This window comes from Nocardia tengchongensis (assembly GCF_054781395.1).
On the sequence record NZ_BAAGUM010000020.1, the window covers coordinates 76,363 to 95,072 of the forward strand.

At 65.8% G+C, this 18,710-nt stretch carries 17 protein-coding genes and 2 pseudogenes; 11 read left to right on the top strand and 8 right to left on the bottom strand.

What is annotated here, in order from left to right:
• Positions 1-51 precede the first annotated feature (51 nt).
• Complete coding sequence (locus ACYVKL_RS37370) at positions 52-270, top strand: hypothetical protein (RefSeq protein WP_379172502.1); 219 nt, start codon at positions 52-54, stop codon at positions 268-270.
• Between the two features lie 289 nt (positions 271-559).
• Here the strand turns inward: ACYVKL_RS37370 and ACYVKL_RS37375 are convergent, their stop codons facing one another.
• A complete protein-coding gene (locus ACYVKL_RS37375) occupies positions 560-1,828 on the bottom strand; it encodes an FtsX-like permease family protein (RefSeq protein ID WP_379172504.1) in 1,269 nt (422 codons plus the stop codon).
• A gap of 62 nt (positions 1,829-1,890) precedes the next feature.
• On the bottom strand, positions 1,891-2,688 hold the full coding sequence (locus ACYVKL_RS37380; RefSeq protein WP_379172506.1) for an ABC transporter ATP-binding protein: 798 nt from the start codon (positions 2,686-2,688) through the stop codon (positions 1,891-1,893).
• Between the two features lie 315 nt (positions 2,689-3,003).
• On the opposite strand from ACYVKL_RS37380, the gene ACYVKL_RS37385 reads away from it, so the two are divergent.
• Entirely contained in the window at positions 3,004-3,687 is a 684-nt protein-coding gene (locus tag ACYVKL_RS37385; RefSeq protein ID WP_379172509.1) for a TetR/AcrR family transcriptional regulator, read from the top strand.
• Between the two features lies 1 nt (position 3,688).
• On the opposite strand, the pseudogene ACYVKL_RS37390 reads toward ACYVKL_RS37385, so the two are convergent.
• Positions 3,689-4,501: pseudogene (locus ACYVKL_RS37390) on the bottom strand (IS5 family transposase).
• A 54-nt stretch (positions 4,502-4,555) separates the two neighbouring features.
• Here ACYVKL_RS37390 and ACYVKL_RS37395 point away from each other — a divergent pair.
• On the top strand, positions 4,556-5,158 hold the full coding sequence (locus ACYVKL_RS37395) for a hypothetical protein (protein ID WP_379172511.1): 603 nt from the start codon (positions 4,556-4,558) through the stop codon (positions 5,156-5,158).
• 1,198 nt (positions 5,159-6,356) lie between these two features.
• Here ACYVKL_RS37395 and ACYVKL_RS37400 read toward each other — a convergent pair.
• Positions 6,357-6,815: a hypothetical protein gene (locus tag ACYVKL_RS37400; protein WP_379172513.1), complete on the bottom strand. Its 459-nt coding sequence runs from the start codon at positions 6,813-6,815 to the stop codon at positions 6,357-6,359.
• Positions 6,816-7,560: 745 nt separating this feature from the next.
• Between ACYVKL_RS37400 and ACYVKL_RS37405 the strand changes: the two genes are divergently transcribed.
• From ACYVKL_RS37405 to ACYVKL_RS37425, 5 genes are all read left to right on the top strand, one after another.
• Positions 7,561-7,821, top strand: a complete 261-nt coding sequence (locus ACYVKL_RS37405) for a hypothetical protein (protein ID WP_379172516.1) — start codon at positions 7,561-7,563, stop codon at positions 7,819-7,821.
• A gap of 280 nt (positions 7,822-8,101) precedes the next feature.
• Positions 8,102-9,166 (top strand): biotin synthase BioB, encoded by a 1,065-nt coding sequence (gene bioB / locus ACYVKL_RS37410; RefSeq protein ID WP_379172518.1) that lies wholly within the window; start codon positions 8,102-8,104, stop codon positions 9,164-9,166.
• Between the two features lie 229 nt (positions 9,167-9,395).
• The gene (locus ACYVKL_RS37415; RefSeq protein WP_379172520.1) at positions 9,396-9,629 is read left to right on the top strand and encodes a hypothetical protein; all 234 of its coding nucleotides are present in this window, start codon (positions 9,396-9,398) and stop codon (positions 9,627-9,629) included.
• 30 nt (positions 9,630-9,659) lie between these two features.
• A complete protein-coding gene (locus ACYVKL_RS37420; RefSeq protein ID WP_379172523.1) occupies positions 9,660-10,274 on the top strand; it encodes a TetR/AcrR family transcriptional regulator in 615 nt (204 codons plus the stop codon).
• Positions 10,275-10,285: 11 nt separating this feature from the next.
• Complete coding sequence (locus ACYVKL_RS37425) at positions 10,286-11,434, top strand: helix-turn-helix transcriptional regulator (protein WP_379172525.1); 1,149 nt, start codon at positions 10,286-10,288, stop codon at positions 11,432-11,434.
• A 210-nt stretch (positions 11,435-11,644) separates the two neighbouring features.
• Here the strand turns inward: ACYVKL_RS37425 and ACYVKL_RS37430 are convergent.
• Positions 11,645-11,929, bottom strand: a pseudogene (locus ACYVKL_RS37430) (transposase); the annotation flags it as partial.
• A 378-nt stretch (positions 11,930-12,307) separates the two neighbouring features.
• Here ACYVKL_RS37430 and ACYVKL_RS37435 point away from each other — a divergent pair.
• Complete coding sequence (locus tag ACYVKL_RS37435) at positions 12,308-12,691, top strand: RidA family protein (RefSeq protein ID WP_379172527.1); 384 nt, start codon at positions 12,308-12,310, stop codon at positions 12,689-12,691.
• A gap of 303 nt (positions 12,692-12,994) precedes the next feature.
• Here ACYVKL_RS37435 and ACYVKL_RS37440 read toward each other — a convergent pair whose 3' ends face one another.
• Complete coding sequence (locus ACYVKL_RS37440; protein ID WP_379172529.1) at positions 12,995-13,567, bottom strand: methyltransferase family protein; 573 nt, start codon at positions 13,565-13,567, stop codon at positions 12,995-12,997.
• Between the two features lie 95 nt (positions 13,568-13,662).
• Positions 13,663-13,803 (bottom strand): hypothetical protein, encoded by a 141-nt coding sequence (locus ACYVKL_RS37445; RefSeq protein ID WP_379172530.1) that lies wholly within the window; start codon positions 13,801-13,803, stop codon positions 13,663-13,665.
• 647 nt (positions 13,804-14,450) lie between these two features.
• Here ACYVKL_RS37445 and ACYVKL_RS37450 point away from each other — a divergent pair.
• Positions 14,451-15,266, top strand: a complete 816-nt coding sequence (locus ACYVKL_RS37450; RefSeq protein ID WP_379172532.1) for a hypothetical protein — start codon at positions 14,451-14,453, stop codon at positions 15,264-15,266.
• On the opposite strand, the gene ACYVKL_RS37455 is transcribed toward ACYVKL_RS37450, so the two are convergent.
• The gene (locus ACYVKL_RS37455) at positions 15,155-15,760 is read right to left on the bottom strand and encodes a Rossmann-fold NAD(P)-binding domain-containing protein (RefSeq protein ID WP_379172535.1); all 606 of its coding nucleotides are present in this window, start codon (positions 15,758-15,760) and stop codon (positions 15,155-15,157) included. The genes ACYVKL_RS37450 and ACYVKL_RS37455 overlap by 112 nt on opposite strands.
• Before the next feature lie 163 nt (positions 15,761-15,923).
• Between ACYVKL_RS37455 and ACYVKL_RS37460 the strand changes: the two genes are divergently transcribed.
• Positions 15,924-17,885, top strand: coding sequence for a gamma-glutamyltransferase family protein (locus ACYVKL_RS37460; protein ID WP_379172659.1), 1,962 nt, complete (start codon positions 15,924-15,926; stop codon positions 17,883-17,885).
• Positions 17,886-18,710 lie beyond the last annotated feature (825 nt).

Consider the following 18,710-nt stretch of genomic DNA (forward strand, 5'->3'; position numbering starts at 1 on the left):
CCTGGAACCCCGGTTCGGGCTGCGCGGCACACCGTCTGGCTGTTCCTGCTCATGCTCGAGGCCGTCATCGCGCTGTACATGCTGCGCAATTTCGGCCAGCCACCGCCGTGGACGGCCGCCGCCTCCTCCCCTGTCGTCGTGGGCCTGGTGCTGCACGAGGGGATTCGCACCGCGTGGGTCGGTGTCGTCGCCGTCGCGGTCGTGCTGGTGACGCTCGGAAACGCTGACATGGGCGGCTTGCAATGGCGATCACGACGGCGGTCCGCGTGACGAGAGCTTCAAGGACGTTCTGATCGGACGTGCCGACCACTACCAGGAGCTATCTCGCGGCGGCGGGTCCCAGGTTGTCACAAAGTGTGCAGCTTCTGTGATGAACGCCCGGCCGGCGCGATTCGCGCAGGTTCGGGTGCGGCGCCCGCGAGGTCGCGCGCGGTGGTTTCGCCGACGAATCCTGACGCCGAGGAGGACTAGGCCGAATTATCGGTTCTCGGTCATGGCTTACCTGCTTTCGATGTCGGTCCGAACGCGGGTGCGCCGGTGGGGTCGTTCCCGAGTGGGCTCACGGCGTTGTGAGCGCAACGACCGGTCGCATGCGGGTGGCACGAACACTCGTCGACAAGGTCGCAGCGAGGGCGATGGCGAAACCGGCTGCCACGATCGCGGGGTACATCCACCACGGACCGGCCGGGATCGGGGACCCGGTCTTGACGATGCTGTAAGGAACGACGGTGGCTGCTGCCGCAATCGTGCCCAGGACAACCGCGATGAGGGTCGCGACCGTAGTTTCGACCGCCACGACGCCCAGCAGTTGACGCCGCGTCGACGACGTCAGCTGGAGCAGGCCGAACTCCCTGCGGCGCTGCCAGGTCGCCGCGATCAGCGAATTGCTGACCGCGATCGAGCAGAACGCGATGATCATCGCCACGACAAGGTAGTTCGCGGCTGCGAACTGCGGTCCGATGTCATCGGGTGCGTGATCGACGATGCTGTCCTCGGTGCTCTGCATGTACAGCGTGCCGGTGGCGATACCGACGAGCAGGGCCAGCGCGCCGACGACCGTACTCGCTTGCATGGCACGGGCGCACAGATTACGCATCGCCAATCGGCCGACACTGCTCGGCACCAGCGCCGCGATCTGCCCGAGCATCACGACGAGCAAGGGACTCAACAGCGCCAGGCCGATCGCGACACCGATGCACGCGGGCCCGGCTACCGCGGCCAGCAGCGGCCCGTCGGCCATGAACAGCGTACCGATCCCGGAGCCGATGCCGATCAGCAGAAATGCCACACCGATGATCGTCTTCGCCCGGGAGACCGGGCCCGTCTGCGTGCCCGATGGGTCGGCCAGTGCGAGCACCGGCGCGACCATCGCCGCGCGCCGACCGGCGAGCACCGCCGCCGCCACCGCCGACAGCCCCGAGATCACCGCGCTCGCAGCGATGGTCGCCCCGCTCACGGCAAGCTGGATCGGCTCCCGAACCACACCGACCCCGACCATCCGATCGAGCAGGAACACGCCCAGTCCGATACCCGGTAGGAGCCCGGCCACCACAGCGGGCAACGCGACCGCGCTCGTCTCCACCACTACCATTGCGCGCACCTGCCGCGGAACCGCTCCGATCAATCGGATCAGGGCCAGTTCCTGTGTGCGCTGCTGAATTACGAGCGTGACCGTCGAGGCGATCCCGAACGCCACAACAACCACGGTCCAACCACCCATGATCGCGGCCAGAATGGCCAGCGATTCCCCCCTGCCCTCCGGGGTGGTAATGCCGGTCTCGACCAGCGCCGCGAACGCGGTCAGCAACGCTGTTCCAGCACCGATCACACACGCCGAGGCGATATAGGCAGAGGCCCGCGCTCGTACGGTACGCAGGGCAAAACGCCACATCATCGCATCCCGCCCTGTTCGGCGAAGCCATCGGCCAGCCGCGCCATACGCGCCGCCACCGCGCCCGCGTTGGGGCGAGGCAACACGTCCACCACCCGCCCGTCGGCGAAGAACACCACAGCATCGGCCACCGCCGCGGCGACCGGATCGTGGGTGACCATCACGATGGTGCGGCCCCCACTGTCGACCGCTGCCCGTAACAAGCCGAGCACTTCGGCGGCGGCGCGGCTGTCCAGTGCGCCGGTCGGCTCGTCGGCGAAGATCACCGTGGGATCGCCCAGCAACGCGCGGGCGATCGCCACCCGCTGTTGCTGACCACCCGACAACGCCGCGGGCCGCGAGTGCTCGTACTGCTCGAGGCCGAGCCGGGCCAGTACGTTGCGCACAGCACCGGCCGGAATCGGCCGGGAAGCGAATTCCATGGGCAGCGTGACATTTTGCGCCACGGTCAAGGTTGGAACCAGATTGTAGGACTGGAAGATGAAGCCGAACCGGTCGCGGCGCAGGCGTGTCAACGTAGCCTCGTCGAGGGTCGTCAGCTCTGTTCCCTCGATCGAGACCGATCCCGACGTCGGCCGGTCCAGCCCTGCCGCGCACTGCAGCAGCGTGCTCTTTCCCGAGCCCGACGGCCCCATGACCGCGGTGAAGGTGCGCCGAGGAAACCCCCAGCTCACTCCGTCGAGAACTCTGGCCGCGGTAGGGCCCTCCCCATACACCTTCACCACCTCACGCAACTCCACGCTGTTACGCGCGAGTACCGCCTCCGACACATTTCCCGAGTACACCGTACGAGTCATAAATACACCGTACCGAGGACCTGCAGATATCGCACACTTGCATGTCAACTGTCGCATTGAGCTGCTCACATACGGAGATCGCCACGATTTTCGACACAACAGAGCCGCCAAGGTAGACTTTCGTCACCGCTCGAAGATCCGTGACGAAAAGAGGCTCGTATGCCGTACTGCCAGATCTGCGGCCGCGAACTGCCCCCTGCGGTGCGCGGCAGACCCGCCACATACTGTTCCCGCGCATGCCGCGCGCGAGCGTATCGGGACCGTGTCGCGGCGAAACAACAAAGCGCCCCTGAATCCCCGGCGGTGGCCGATGCCGTGCTTTCCGTCGATCGCGTCGTGCGGGCCGCGATCGAGTTGGTCGACCGCGAAGGCGGCGCCGGACCCTCCATGCGCCGCACCGCCGCCGAACTCGGCGTCGGCGTGATGTCGCTCTACCGCTACGTGTCCGGCAAAGAGGACCTCGGGCGACTCATGATCGACGCGGTCTTCGGGGATCACCCGCTACCCGAACCCGGCCCGCCGGGGTGGCGAGCGAAGCTGGAACTCTCCGCCCGCAAAGAATGGCAGATCTACCGCGAACACCCTTGGGTACCACAGCTTTTCGCGTTGACCACCCGGCCACCGATCGCACCGCGACTGATGGCGTACACCGATTGGCGCATCCGCGCGGTCGACGATCTCGGCCTCGACTTCCCGACCATGGTCCGGATCGCGATCTTGGTCTCCACCCACACCCAGAGCGCGGCGTATCCGCTGGCCCGGGAACAATTCGCGAACAACACCCGCGAGGAATGGATCGGCGCGCGCAGCGGCGAAGCCCAGGAAACGTTCGCCTCGGGCACACTGCCGATGATCGCGCGCTTCGGGACCGACGCCTTCGAAGCCTCTCAGCCGCACAGCATCTTCGAATTCGGACTGCACTGCATACTCGACGGCGTCGCCAACATCGTTCGACCGCAACTCCCACTGACCACGCACGCCTACCCGCCAGGACCGTAACTCATGTCGCCGATTTCGCCGTCGCCAGCTTCTTGTAGCAGGTGAGTGCGGCGGCGAGGGCGAGGAAAACGCAGATGCCCTTGCCCTCGAACCGCAGGTTGAGCCGGTGATAGCCGCTCAGCCACGAAATCGTACGCGCGATGCCCCAGCGGCGTCATCCGAGATGCTGCGACGATTCAATGCCCTCGCCAGCGATCCGGACGGCGATACCCCGGCCGCGGACCCAGCAGCGCAGATCGGCGATGTCATAAGCCATGTCCGCGTGCAGCTTCGCGGATCTGCGCCGCCACGGTCCAGGCCGCGAACACACCGCAGGTATCGCCTTGACGAACGGTTTGAACGCTTCGGCACCCTTGGTGTTGGCCGACGAAACCCCACGGCCAGAGGGATTCCCGAACGGTCGCACAGGACATGGATCTTCGAACCGGATTTACCGCGATCGACCGGATTCGGCCCGGCCAGATCGCCCCCGAATTGCTCGCACGCTCGCCGCGTCGATCACCGCCCGCGATCGGTCGATCAAGCCTTGACTGCCCAACTCGTCGAGCACCGCCCGATGCAGGCGCCGCCACAGACCCGCCCTGGTCCACATCGTGAACCGGCGATGCGCCGTCGGCACGGTGACCCCGAACGACGGCGGCCGCAACCACCACGCGCAACCGCTGGTCAGCACGTACACCACCGCGGTGAACACCGCCCGCTGGTCGGCCGGCGCGGTACCGCCGCCCTGCTTGCGCAGGCCGAACTTCAGCAGCAGCGGCTCGGCCAGCTCCCACAAGTCTGGCACCAGCCGGCGCGACAGCTCATCGATCACGGCCCGACATCATGCCGCGCAACCGAATACGACACACTGCAAACGAATCACGACGTGAGACACGGTCTCAGGGGCCAGACTGCTGGAAAGAGCGATGCCATTGCTGTTCAGAAAGTCGAGAACGTCTCCGCGACTTCGGTTTCGGCTAGTTCGCGCGACACGAAACCGAAACAGGACGTGATCAATTGCCGGAATATCCCGGGCCACCTCGGCTACCGGGGCAATAGTCCGGCTGACGTGTACCCCATCAGACATGGAGATGATCCATACCAGGCCCTGGCCGACGAGCAAGGGGCAATTCACGCCGAAAAAGCGACTTTCGACGCCACCGCGAAGGCGATCCCCCGATATTGGGGGGCAGAAGAATTCATGGCGAGTCACGATTCGTTTGCACGGTTACTCTCGTGCCGTTACCACTCGGAAAAGGAGCCGCATTTGTTCATCACACGGTTGGCAGTAGGAACGGTCGTCGCGAGCGCGGCGGTGCTGATGTTCGGAACGAGCTCGGCCGTCGCCGAGATCACACTGGATCCTCCGTCGACCGCAGCGGATGTGCAAGGGCCGCAGCCGATTGCCGGACTTCCCTCGACGGGCTCGTTGGACTCGTTCGGCAAGAACGGCTGTGTGCCTGTTGGTCCCGTAGTGAATTGCTACTGACGACTTCGCCGGCGGACTGGATGCGCCATGGCATCAACTCCGCCGGAGTGGGGGCTGAGCCAGTCGCCGGGGCCGTGTAGACAGTGCCGAGAAAGCCGGCACCTGCGGTCTGTGTCGAAGTGTGCGATGGGTTGGCGCTGCTGTGTGGTGCCAACCCATCTGTGTGTTCGGGGGGTCTGCGTTGGCGTATGGGCGAGGTCTGCGGTATTTCGGGTAGCGACCGAGCAGACCTGAATACAGACGCAGACCCCGGCGGCCAGCGCAGCGGTGGCGGGGCGAGCGGACCTGAGCGATGCCCAGCGGGCGGCGGTTGAAGCCGTTGCTGCCCCGTAACAGCAAGGGCGGGCCGCCCGCCGCAGTGGACGAGGCGCCAGCTGAATCCTCCTCGGCTGACAGCGCTGAAGCACTCGGGCAGGGGCTCGACAGGTAGAAGCCCGCATCCGCGAGCGGTGGCCACACCACGAAAGGACCAGGGGAATCGCCAAATGCGTTGCCCCGAAGCCGATTTGCCCGACCGCGACCGCCGTCTTCGCGACCGCGCCAGTCAGTGCTGATCATGCCACGCCACCACCCCTGCAGATCGCATGTGCCGACCAAGACGTTGCTTATGCCGCGACGTTGTCCGACGATCACCGCGCCGAGATCACCAACCTGCGGTCAGAACAGCTTTCTCTTTTTCCGACAGCCTGCTCCCCTGCGCGTGCGATGCGGTTCGTCCCCTGGCCACAGCGCTTACCGCATCACCACACCAACTAGTCCTCCGCCCGTCACGACGAGCTGCACAGCCCCGGCTTCGGGCGGCTCTCCTGTGGGTGCGAGTATCGGCGGCGAGATGATCGGCAGCGCCTGTGTGGCGGACACCTCTTGCATAGTGTCACGTGACGCAAAAGAAGGTAGTGGCATGCCGCAGACGTTCCCGCTTACAGCTTGAGGTGGTCAGTCCTTGTAACCGCCGCAATACTGGCCTGGTCGATCATTGCACAACCGTTGCACCCCTTGGTCTTTGCTGGACTCGGCACGGCCATCATCGGCATGGTGCTCGTCGCTCGCAAGGTTCTGGCCGCCACCGAACAACTTGAGGTCCCCGCGGTGCGCGAACCCGCAGGGGAGCCAGAAGCTGCTGTACAAACGCCACCGTGTAGTCGCGCCGAGGGCGTCGCTGCGACGTCCTCTACGCCAGGCTGAAAACCAAACAGCTCTACCGGACTTCGCGATCTGCCACCGCCTGAGAATCGACGCGAACCAGGTCATAGACATACGAGCGGTCACCCTTGCGGCTCACCCACACGCCCTCGGGCGGAAGATCACCAAGGCCCGCGTCGTCGAACGGGCGACTGGACACCTCACCGGACTCCGAGCACACCACCCACCCGAAGCCCGGGAGTCGGCGGCACCAGATATCCAGGTCGACACGCTTATACGACGGAAACCCATGAACCTCGCCCTCACGGGCGAACTCATAGGTCAAACCGTCCACACGACGCACGAACTTCACTCTCGACATCTCCCCATCCTCGATGCCAGAGCGCATTCCCTCAACCAGATAACCGCCGAAATCGACGAACACCGTGGGACACCCCAGGATCCGCCGACCAACAAGGCCACGCACGACCACTGCCGCGCGGAGCGCCAACGAGCGGTCGATGTCGCGGGTCAAATGCACGGCCTTTCGAGCTGCAGCGGAAAGCCCTCCTTCCACCAGCAATAGCAACTGAGCCGGGTTGCCCGGCCGCCGACTCCCCCACCCACCGCCAAGCCCTGCTCGGCATGATCCTCGATGACGTCCTGTCCAACCCCGACCTCGTTGACGACCCCGCCACTCACGACCTCGCCGCCATCGCCCCCGCCGCCGCGGTTGCCACAGGCAGCCGCGGCGGAGCGCACCAACTTCAAGCACCCTGACCTCAAACGCGCTGACCACTGGTGGGCCCGCTCAGGCCCGCCCTCGCGACAACCCTCGCCGCCGCAAGTCCGACGCGATCGTCCAGCAACCCTTGAATCACTCAGCCAGGGGCAACTATTCCCATACACGACAACCTCGACCGCCGGACCCTTGGTGACAACGTCGGGGAGTCTCCCGCGCAGACACCCTGTCGCAGCGGTGCCCGTCTGCTACGGGCCCGGCGAATCCCAGCACCGGGTGTCGGGGCGTGCCTCGGCCGGACACCGATGCCCAGCCACGACCGTGCGCTTCTCCGTCGCCGCGGCCCTGCTCGCGCGCGTACCTCGCCGGAGCACCACGTGGTGTGCGACCAGGCGCCAGCTGACACGGCGGTCGTCGGTCTGGCCGATGCGACGGCCGCAGCGACAGCCGTGGACAGGCCCAGTGCAACGCATTCGGGACCAGCGACTGCACGTGCTCGCGAATGTCCGCGCTGGACTCGACGTGCCGGAAATCCTGCGTGACCACGGTGATCACCTCGGCAGCGACGGTGCGCCGCACCACCAACCCGCACGGCTCGTGGGTGAACCAGCTGACAAAGGTGTCGTGCCGGCGCAGGAACCGGGTGACCGTGCGCACCATGGCCGCGAGATCCGGGCGACCGGGAACCTCGAAGGAGATCATGCACAGCCGCGAGGCTGCGCACACCCGCATCGAGATTGCCCAGGGTGGCCCGCAGGACCTGCTCCTGCTGATACGAGGGCGCGGCCGGATGGGGTGAAGCGGCCAGCATGGCTGCGTGCGGCTCCGGGGCGAGCGTCGAGCCGGTGACCCGGCCCGGAGCGGGATGCCAATCATCGATGAAGCCGGCTTCTCCCCCGCACCCCCTGCCTCCCGATCCCGAAGCTACCGATCATCCGGACCGCCCGTCCGGGCACTCGGCCCGTGAACATTCGGCAAACTTCACCCGCCCCCAGACTATTAGGTGTCGTAAAAGGCCACGTCAACCCCATACTTCCAATACTTGAACGGTGTTCAAGCTCGAGGTAGATTGCCTTGGCATGACTGATGGACTGTTGAATCTGTTGGTGGACAAGGCGTTACGCCGAACGGCTCCGACCCGGGCGGAGGCGCTGGCATTACTGAGCGGCACCCAACCGCTCATCGACGTCGTGGCGGCGGGCTCGCGGGTGCGACACGAATTCTTCGGCGCGCGTGTCAAACTCAACACGATCGTCAATATGAAGAGCGGCCTGTGCCCGGAGGACTGCGGGTACTGCTCGCAGCGGATGGGCTCGGCATCGGGTGTGCTGAAGTACTCCTGGATCACGCCCGAGCAGGCCGCGCGGGTCGCCGGGCAGGCGATTGCGGGCGGGGCCAAACGAGTGTGCCTGGTCGCCAGCGGGCGCGGGCCCGGAGAACGGGATCTGACCAGGATCGAGCACACCATTGCCGCCATCACGGCCGACCATCCGCAGACGGAGATCTGCGTGTGCCTGGGCCTATTGGGGGAGGGCCAGGCCGAGCGGCTGGCGGCGGCCGGGGCCCACGCCTACAGCCACAACCTCAACACCTCAGAGGCGCGCTACGCCGACATCTGCAGTACGCACACCTTCGACGATCGCGTCGACACCGTGCTGCGGGCGAGCGCGGCCGGGCTGTCACCTTGTTCCGGAGCGATTTTCGGCATGGGCGAGTCGGACGAGGACATCGTCGATCTGGCCTTCGCACTACTGAAGCTGGACCCGGACTCGGTGCCGGTCAACTTCCTGATCCCATTCGATGGAACGCCACTGGCGGGACAGTGGGAACTGACCCCCGACCGGTGCCTGCGCATCCTCGCGCTGTTCCGCTTCTTCTTCCCCGACGTGGAGGTGCGGCTGGCCGGCGGCCGCGAGCTCCACCTGCGCGGCCTGCAACCGCTGGCGCTGCACCTGGCCAATTCGATCTTCCTGGGCGACTACCTCACCAGCGAGGGCCAGCCCGGAGCCGACGACCGGCAGATGATCACCGATGCCGGATTCACCATCGAGGGCGCACAGGAGCAGACCCTGCCACCGGCACGCCACGACCTGGTCGCGGTGCGCAAACGCGGTGCGGGAACGGACCTTCCGGCGAACGCGTAGGTTTCGCCCTGGGCGGCTCGCCGACACCTCCCCCACCACAGGCACCGCGGTGTCGATCATTCCATCGAAGCGGCCTACAACACGCAGCACAACCGCGCCGCGTCGGCGTGCGAACGCGGCGAACAACACCGGCCGAGCCAGTGCCTCTTCGATCAGGAATCTCGAGCTCGGGCCGAAACAGCCACGGGCGCAGGAGTATTCGCAGACGTGGCAGGCGACAATGACGGTCATGGTGGTGGCGCTGGTCGAGACGAGTTCCGGGTTCGCGTGTGTGCTGATCTGCCTCGGCGTCGCCGCCGTGCAGGCGACCGGCGCAACGATGGCACTGGCGGCCTGCGTCCCCCCGACCCGTCGCGGCGACATCGCGCGACGGGTCGCGCAGGCTGCGCCGGTGTTGCTGAATCCGCCCGGCGGAACCGGCTGGGACGGCTCTGACCTGCTGGAGCATGCAAGTCCTTCATAACAGAGCAGTTGCTCTGTTATCGTCGCTGGCATGCCCCGACCCCGCATGCACAACCCCGACGTCGTCCTCGACGCCGCGGAGAACCTCGCGGTGCGCTCGGGACCGAGCACGGTCACCATCCGCGCCGTCGCCGCCGCCACCGGCGTCTCCAACGGGGCGCTCTATCACGCATTCGGGTCAAGGACCGAACTGCTGTGTCGCACCTGGATTCGCGCGGCGCAACGATTCCTGGCGGTGCAGGCCGAACAGGTCGGCCAGGCCGAGGACCCGGTGGCAGCGGTGCTCGCCGCAGCCGAGGCGCCCGCGGTCTTCGCCGAGCAGCATCCACTCTCCACGCAACTGTTCCTGCGGGTGCGCCGCACCGACCTGTTCGGTGACGACCTGCCCGAAGACCAGCGCGCCGCACTCGACGCACCCCAGCGTGAACTCGTCGAGCTGATGAAACAGCTCGCGCGCCGGCTGTGGGAGCGCGCCGACCCAGCTGCGATCGACACCCTCACCATCTGCCTGGTCGACCTGCCGACAGCGATCCTGCTCCACCGCGACCGACTCGCCAATCCCCTGGCCCGCCGACAGTTGCGGGCCGCCGTACAGGCAGTCCTGCACGTCGGTCCACCGCCCACCGCATCACACCCCACCCGATGAAGGACACCCCCATGCCCACTCTCACCCACCTCGACAAGGTCGAAGCACAGATGAAGGTCCAAGAACTTGCCACACCCCACCTGAAGTCGATCATGGGTGTTCAGAACAAGAACTCTCCGGCCCGAGTGTGCGGCCAGCGGCCTGCGCTCGCGAACACCGTGTCCTCCCATGTAGTTCGGGTCGTACTGGATGTGGCGGAGCTGGCCGGGGTACAGGGACCACACCTGGCACACATCGGCGGCCTGGACCGATCACTGTTGCCCTACAGCCGAACCCGGATCCCGACCGCGGATCTGTACCAGTTGTGGGACGTCCTGGTCCGAACAGCCGGTCGCGAAGTCGGCGTACAAGCAGCGGCCTCGGCGGAGTTCGGGCGGCTGCACGTGTGGGACTACCTGTTTCGCAGCGCACCGACACTGGCGGAGGGCTTCCGTGACGCGGCTCGGTTCAGCGCGGTCATCTGCGACCCAGCCGCCGAATTCCGAGTCGTCGAAAACGGCGACCAACTCCACGTGAGCTTCGTCGACACCCACACCAGCGAACCTGTCGACACCGTCCATCGCGAGTTCGCGCTGGCTGTGGCCGTACGGCGAGCCCAGGAAGGTTTCGGCAAGGCAGCCACACCGGTGCGCGTCGACTTCGCCCATCACGCGCCCACGCACCGTGGGTACCTCGTGAAAGCCCTGGGCACCGACAACATTCACTTCAACCAGAAATCGGACACGCTCACCTTCCTCAACTGCGGACCAACGAGCGGGTCACTCGACCACGACCCGCAGCTGCGCGAAATTCTGCACTTCTACGCGCAAGCGGTGATCGATTGCACCGAACTCGTACCCACCTGGCTGGAGACGTTCCGCTCCGCACTCGGGGAAACGCTCTCCAGCAGCACCGACAAAGCGATCACCCTCGACGCGGTCGCCCATCGGCTCGCACTGAGTAGCCGGACCCTGCAACGGCGTTTGACCGAATACGACACCACCTGGCGTATCGAACTCGAGACAGCTCGACGTGAGCTGGCCGTCGCACTCCTGCACGATCGTGAGCGGCCGGTGCAATCGATTGCCCGCCAACTGGGCTACAGCGACCAGCAGACCCTGGCACGTGCGTTCCACCGATGGACCGGGCAATCGCCCGCGACCTATCGCCGATCCTTGTGAACCTCTCCCCCCCCGGTGCCTCCGGAGGCGACCGATGATTTCGCGGGAACCGCCATCATCCCGGAGACGAACACGTCGATCGCGCTCCACACTTGCGGGTTCATTTGGGAATGTCGGTACCGGCGCGCGTCCACGTGCGTGACAGGTCGGGATGCGTGGCGCGGGCAGCATGGACCAGGTCGACAGTCGCTGCCACTGATGCTCGTTACGGCCACGCCCGTAGGCGTGACAAAACGCCCGATCCGGGCACCTCGCCCCATCCGGCCGCAGCCACGGCGACACATCCACCACCACCAACCGCCCGTCGGCCACACGAGGCAACCGCACCCCGGCCAAAACCGTTCGCAGCCGGTCGATTTCGACCCGCCCGCAGTTCACCACGTCATACGAAGCGCCGCGGCCGCGGCCGTGTTGCAGCGCCAGAGACAAACCGACCAGCCGGGCGTACCGGACCGTCGGCGCACAGCACCGCCTCGCACAGCTCGAACAATGCATCCGCTCGCCCGGTCAGGCACTCGTAGAAGCCCCGCCGGAACGTCACCAACTCCCCAAGCGCGCTCTCACGCTCGCCATCACCCATGCTGATCACTGCAGCATTTGCCTGAAGTTCCTTGTGTCGCAACAGGAATCATCGGGCACGGGCTGCGTGCATAATCAGCCGGGGTCACACCACCGGCAACAGAGGTCAACAGGAAAACTCAGACGCCCTCTGCCCGTGTCCGGGTAACGCCGGGACTTCGGACGTACTCCTCAAAGCCAGGCTGCCGATGACAGCCTGAAACAGGATCGCCGAGTTCGGTCCGCCGCACGGCGACCCAAACTCGGCTCAATTGTCCATGTTGTAGCGACGAAGAGTCGCTAGGCTGGCGAATCATGGAAATGGTTGCGCACGATCCTGATTCGGTTCCGGCGGCGGTCGGTGGATATACCAACGGGCTGGAGGTAGTCGGGGCGGGGCGTCTGCTGTTCGTCAGCGGTCAGATCCCGCAGGATCGGGTCGGGAACGTGCCGGACGACGCGGCGGCCCAGTGCCGACTGATCTGGGCGAATATCGTCGGAACGCTGGCACATGCCGGGCTGACCGTCGCGAACATTGTCAAAGTGACCACCTATCTGAGCGACCGCTCGCTCGCTGCGGCCAATACCGCCGTCCGTACCGAGGTCCTCGGCGACCACAAGCCTGCGCTGACGGTCGTGCTCGCCGGAATCTTCAACCCGCAGTGGCTGCTCGAGATCGAGGTCATCGCCGCAGCCTGAGCAGAGCCACCGCACAGGTCCCCGATCGTCGGAACGCCTCTGATCGGTGCAGACGAACACCAGGTGATCACCTCACCGATCGCGAGCCGCTCGGACGGTAGAACTTTCGGTCATACGCTCACCGATCACCCGGTCATCGATCGCCTACGATCACCGACCGGGGTTCGGACCAGCTCATCCAGGCTCACCCACCCGCCGCGGTATCCATCACCTCGTCCAGATCGGCGGCCGATGGCACACCATCGGCCGCCGCGTCGCCCACCAACCGTCAAGCAATCCTGACGCACCTTCGGATGGGCCCGCTCACCAGACGCCGGGGACCAGGCGCTTGGTGGATTCGCGGTAGGTCTCATAGGCCGTGCCTAGGGCCTCGACGAGGGTTCGCTCTTCCAGGGCAATCCGGCGCAGGAGGGCATAGGTTGGGATCACCGTGGTCAGCAGGAGAGAGACGTAGTTGTCGGAGGCAAGCCCGAAACCGACGGTGATTCCGAGGATTCCGGTGTAGGAGGGGTGGCGGATCCAGTGGTAAGGGCCGTGGTCGATGACGGGCTGCTCGGCGTCGACCTCGACGGTAGTGCGGAAGTGCTTGCCCAGAACGGTGATTGCCCAGACCCGGACGGCGAAGCCGAGCCACATCAACGCGATGCCGGCGACCAGCCACGGGAGGCTGGGGCCGGGGAAGCGGAGGGGGCTTTCGGCGGGGAGGAAGATGGCCGCGAGATTAGCGCCGGTCATCGCGACGGCCACCAGCAACCCGATGGTCACGCGGGTGCCGCCGTCATCGGCGGTAGAGCCGATACCGCGCAGTCGATCCCGCACGCGCAGACCGATTTCAAATGCCAACCACACCCAAGTGGTGATAATGGCGAGATTCACAACGGGCTTCCCTTCAACGCGACTGATACAAATTGCCTGAAATTCCCATCTAAGGCTGTCCACACACATCCAGCATCAACCCTGAGGATGAATCGTTACGGCTCAGGGCACCCCTGAAGAACTAGTGCGACATGCAAACAGTACTGCTCGAGCCGCATAGCGCTGGCGGCGCGCTCGATCGGCACGATGATCTGGCGCAGGGCCAGGCCCTTCCACGGCATATAGCGCAGCATCATGGTCTCCCCTTACGGAGCACCGTGCATCCTCGTCGTGACCACCGGGATTCACAAACAGCAGGTCCCCACCCACGCTGGTGGTCGGTCGTCGGCAACAGATCACCCGAGGTCGTGCCGCCCGGAGCGGTTCTGGTCAACCCAGGTGGGTGCCGGGAGTTCCGGCTCGTCATCAGCGCCCCGCAACACACGGAACGATCCTGACTCGATTTCCGGTAGCAAAAACAGTGGAGAACGGCTGTCGGCCCCGCCCGACAACGCCCACAGCTCTGTCGCCCTCGCGGACTGATCGACATCGCGAGCGTCACCCGGATCTGCTGACATTCTGACGTCATTGAGTCACTGACATTTGGGTGTCGCCTCGCACTTCTGTGCCCAGCAATGGGAAGCTCTGGGGTGGTGTCCGCATCGAGAATGTCGGGGTGACACATACCTCCGGTGCTCTGATTACGGATCTCGCGCAGGTCGTTCCTGACATCGGCACTTACGCGCGGCTCGCGGTTCGCCTGCACCCCCGTCCAGGCCGGCCGACAATTTCGGAAAGCCATATCGGGGGCCCGATCCTGTGGCCGGACACGCAACCGTGGCCACGGTGCGGTGCCATCGACTGTGCGCACAACTTGGCCCACTCCATCGCGCGAGGAGTCGCCTTGTCTGTGCCGCCGGATCAGCTGACCGCTCGTGAGCGCGCCGCCTGGCTGCGCCGGAAGGCCGCCCCTCGTCGCCGTGCAGACCGAGTGAGCGTGGCCGTACGTACGGGGCTTCTGAGCAAGCCCTGCACGATCCCATTGATACCGCTCGGGCAACTGTTCGCCGCTGATTTCCCCGAGATCACCTTTCCCGCAGGCAAAGACATCGCGCAGTTGATGTGGCGTGGGCTTGCCGATCGCAACTCCATCGAGGTCATCTGGCAGCGGTCCACGGACATCACGGGCATCCAATCGCCCCCCACCGCTGAACTCGACGAGGAATTCGGCAGCACCATCACAATGAGCGCCTGCATCCTCGACCCCGAACGGATATCGGATCTCCCCTATTACGAGGAACTTCCGCACAACATCCGTGAACAACTGGTCCGGTGGCGGCCCGAACCAGAAGATACCGACGAACAGCACCACCATGGTGCTCGACAACATCCACCCTCGTTGTACTACCAGCTGTCAGCCGCGCCCGGCTTCAAAATCGGGGGAAGCATGAACTGGTCAACCAGCGACATGCCGGATCTGATCTGCCCGGACTGCAAAGCGCCGACCTCGCTACTGTTGCAACTCGACACCTACGAGTGGCCACCGCAGCAGCCCGACTCCCCCTGGCGCCCCCTCCAAGACTGCCAACTCGTTCCAGGCACGCCGCACTACGAACTTGCCTGTGAGCCAACGGGTTTGACGATCGGACGGGCCGGCCGCGGTGGCGTGTTCACCTGCTCGGTGAACCCGGAACACAGTGCACAGTTCATCTGCCAATAGCGTCGCAAACGTGTTGCCATGGAAAAACTTCGGGGGTGTCGCTCATTTGCGGTGAGCTCCTTGAACCGCACCTCCACCCCGTCGCAGTGCTGCACCAGGCCGGCGATGGAATCCCCGAAGCGGTAGTCGACATCGAACTTGCCGGCATCGAACAAAATTGCCGCCAGATCTCCGCGCAACACCTCGCCATCACCGGGCGAACGCAGCCCGATCAGCTCTGGCCCGAGCGTAGCCAGCGCCTTCGCCTCGTCGTCCACCCAAGCCCCGCCCCGCATATCGGTCGATGCCCACTTGATCTCGGGCATCAGCCCCCATCCGCTCCACAACTTCCATTGCCACAACGGCGGTAGGGGTTCGTCGTCGGTCAGGCGCAGGAAATGCAGGGCTCTATGAATCCGGCCGTAGTGGGCGATGCCCCGGCTCAGACTGGTGGGATTGCCGTCGCAGGAGATCATGCGCGTGGCCTCGCCCGCGGACACTTCGCCGGCATGCATCGCTGGCGCGATCGTGACCGCACCGCCGCGACTCCACTCCGATCGACAGGACCCGGTGACCCGCCGCGTCCGCCCCATCCTCACCTGCTTCCCGTGTCCTTCATGATCACGACCAAGCCTTCCCACTGGTGATCACAGCGATAGGGTCCGAATCATGAGGCGCATGCGATCGCAGACGTGGGCCGGTGCTGCCGCCACCGTGCTGCTCCTGTCCGGCTTGGTCACCGCCTGCTCGTCCCCTTCGGGCCACAACCAGGCATCGTGCGCCACCACTCCGAACGGGGTCCCGGTCACCTCCGGTGTCCCCGCAGGCACCGCCTCGACGAATCTGGCGACGAATCCGGAGATCGCCACCGGCTACCGCACCGGTATGAGGCCTGTGCGCACCGGAACTTTCGCAGTCTCCACCGCCAACCCGGTCTCCACGGAGGCCGCCTGCAAGGTGCTGCGCGACGGCGGTACCGCCGCGGACGCGCTCATCGTGGCGCAGACCGTCCTCGGCCTGGTGGAACCCCAAGCGACCGGTATCGGCGGCGGCGCGTTCCTGCTGTACTTCGACGCTGCCTCCAACAAGATCGACGCCTACGACGGCCGCGAGAGCGCGCCCGCCCGTGCCACCCCCGACTACCTGCGCTGGATCAGCGAAACCGACCGCACCGCACCACAACCCAATGCCCGCGCCAGCGGGCGCTCCATAGGCACCCCCGGTGTCGTGCGCCTGCTCGAACAGGCACACGACGACCACGGCAAGCAGCCGTGGAAGGCCCTGTTCGACCCGGCCATCACCCTTGCCGACCAAGGCTTCAAGATCGGCGCTCGAATGGCGAGCCAGATCGCTGACTCCGCAAGCGATCTCGCCAAGGACCCGAACGCGCGCGCCTACTTCCTGCAACCCGACGGCACCGCGAAACGCCCCGGCACCACGCTGACCAACCCGGCCTTCGTCAAGACACTGTCCGCCATCGCCACCGACGGACCGAACGCCTTCTATACCGGAGCGATTGCCGCCGACATCGCCGACACCATCGCCACGACCACCAGTGGCCGCACCGCGGGGCTGACCACCGCGGCGGATCTGGCCGCGTACCAGGCGAAGAAACGGACCGTGCTGTGCGCGGCGTACCGCACTCACGACATCTGCGGCATGCCGAATCCCTCCTCGGGAGGCATCGCTGTCGCGGCCACGCTGGGCATCCTGTCCCACTTCGATCTCGCGTCGATGAAGCCGGGCAACACCGACGGTGACAGCAACACGGCACTCGACGGCGGTACACCCACCGCGACGGCCGTGCACCTGATCTCCGAGGCCGAACGGCTCGCCTACGCCGACCGCGACAAGTATGTGGCCGACCCCGATTTCGTTCCGCTGCCGGGCAATTCGCCGCAGACGCTGATCGACCCGAACTACCTGAAGCAGCGTGCCGCGCTCATCGACCCGAATCACAGCATGCGTACCGCCAAGCCGGGCGACTTCGGCCCCGTGCTGGTCGGCAACGGTGCGCAGCAACCAGAGCACGGCACCAGCCACATCTCGATCGTGGACAAGTACGGCAATGCGGCGTCGATGACCACCACCGTGGAATCCGCGTTCGGCTCGTTTCACATGGTCGACGGATTCATCCTCAACAACGAGCTCACCGACTTCTCGGCCGAGCCGGTGGACAGCGACGGTGTGTCGGTGGCCAACCGGATCGACGCCGGGAAGCGGCCGCGCAGTTCGATGGCGCCGACACTGGTCTTCGACCGAAACCCTGACGGATCCCGCGGACCGTTGTCCTTCGTCACCGGTTCGCCGGGCGGCGCGGTCATCATTCAATTCGTGGTCAAAACGCTTGTCGCCATGCTGGATTGGGGCCTGAACCCGCAGCAGGCGGTATCGATGGTCGACTTCGGCGCCGCCAACGTCCCCACCACGAATATCGGCGGCGAACACCCGAACGTGAACGCCGCCGACAACGGCGACCACGATCCGCTGGTACAGGGACTACGTCAACGGGGCCATCAGGTCTCGGTAGCTCCTCAGTCCAGCGGCACATCGGCATTGACACGCGACGGGAACGGCTGGATCGGCGGCGCGGACCCCCGCCGCGAAGGCACGGTGCTCGGTGACGCACCGTCGAGATAGCCGGTGGTCAGGGCGCATGTCCGCCACATCGACGGGCTGCCCGCGGTCGCGCTCAGGCTCGTAGGTGAACACGACCGCGCGTTCCTCGTGCGCGATGGCCGCGGTTTCCACCCAGGTGAGGGTGTCTTCCGTTGCGGCGGAACCGATGTCGAGCGCGCTCAGCCCCAACGGCAGCACCATGAACCGTGAGCGGGCCTTCCCGGGTCATATCGGTGTCGGTGATGCTGCCGGTGGAGGTGGTGCCGGTGGCTCGCAGACCGGGAGTGTTTGTGCGAGCGGTACGCCCGGAGGAGGGCCGTCTGTTGCAGAAAGTCACGAAGACGAGCAGGCAACCCGTCAGGATGCGACGCGCGATCGTGGTGATGGACTCGGCGCAGTAGCAGCCGGTTCCTGCGATCGCCCGGCACCCTCCATCGGGCGTGTCAGCAGCTTCCGAATGAGCCGGTGCACAGGCGCGGCGGCAGGCCCGGGCGGCCGTGCCGGTAGTCCCCGTCGAAAGGGGCGTCCCACGGTGGCGGGTAGCCGCCGATCGAGGGCGGACCAGGATAGCTGTTCCGCCAGCCCTGGTCTTGGTGCCAGTAGTCGGGGCCCGGATTCGGTTGGTCCGGACAGCTGTTGGTAGCGGAGTTGCCGGGCATTGCGTTGGCCAAAACATCCGTCGCCACTAGGGGGATCGCCGAAAGCGCCGCAATGACGCATACCCGGGCCGTGACTCGCCGGATCACGGGCTTCTTACTATCGAACATCGCGGTTCCCCTTCTAACGGATCGTGTTTCAAACATTCGCGCCGCGAGTCTATGGCGGTCGATACCGTGCGGGACGCCG

Coding starts and splice junctions, on each gene's coding strand:
- ACYVKL_RS37425 (WP_379172525.1), top strand. CDS start 10,286: ATGCCCACTCTCACCCACCTCGACAAGGTCGAAGCACAGATGAAGGTC.
- ACYVKL_RS37460 (WP_379172659.1), top strand. CDS start 15,924: ATGCGATCGCAGACGTGGGCCGGTGCTGCCGCCACCGTGCTGCTCCTG.
- ACYVKL_RS37420 (WP_379172523.1), top strand. CDS start 9,660: ATGCCCCGACCCCGCATGCACAACCCCGACGTCGTCCTCGACGCCGCG.
- bioB (WP_379172518.1), top strand. CDS start 8,102: ATGACTGATGGACTGTTGAATCTGTTGGTGGACAAGGCGTTACGCCGA.
- ACYVKL_RS37415 (WP_379172520.1), top strand. CDS start 9,396: ATGGTGGTGGCGCTGGTCGAGACGAGTTCCGGGTTCGCGTGTGTGCTG.
- ACYVKL_RS37370 (WP_379172502.1), top strand. CDS start 52: ATGCTCGAGGCCGTCATCGCGCTGTACATGCTGCGCAATTTCGGCCAG.
- ACYVKL_RS37435 (WP_379172527.1), top strand. CDS start 12,308: ATGGAAATGGTTGCGCACGATCCTGATTCGGTTCCGGCGGCGGTCGGT.
- ACYVKL_RS37455 (WP_379172535.1), bottom strand. CDS start 15,760: ATGCATGCCGGCGAAGTGTCCGCGGGCGAGGCCACGCGCATGATCTCC.
- ACYVKL_RS37445 (WP_379172530.1), bottom strand. CDS start 13,803: ATGATGCTGCGCTATATGCCGTGGAAGGGCCTGGCCCTGCGCCAGATC.
- ACYVKL_RS37380 (WP_379172506.1), bottom strand. CDS start 2,688: ATGACTCGTACGGTGTACTCGGGAAATGTGTCGGAGGCGGTACTCGCG.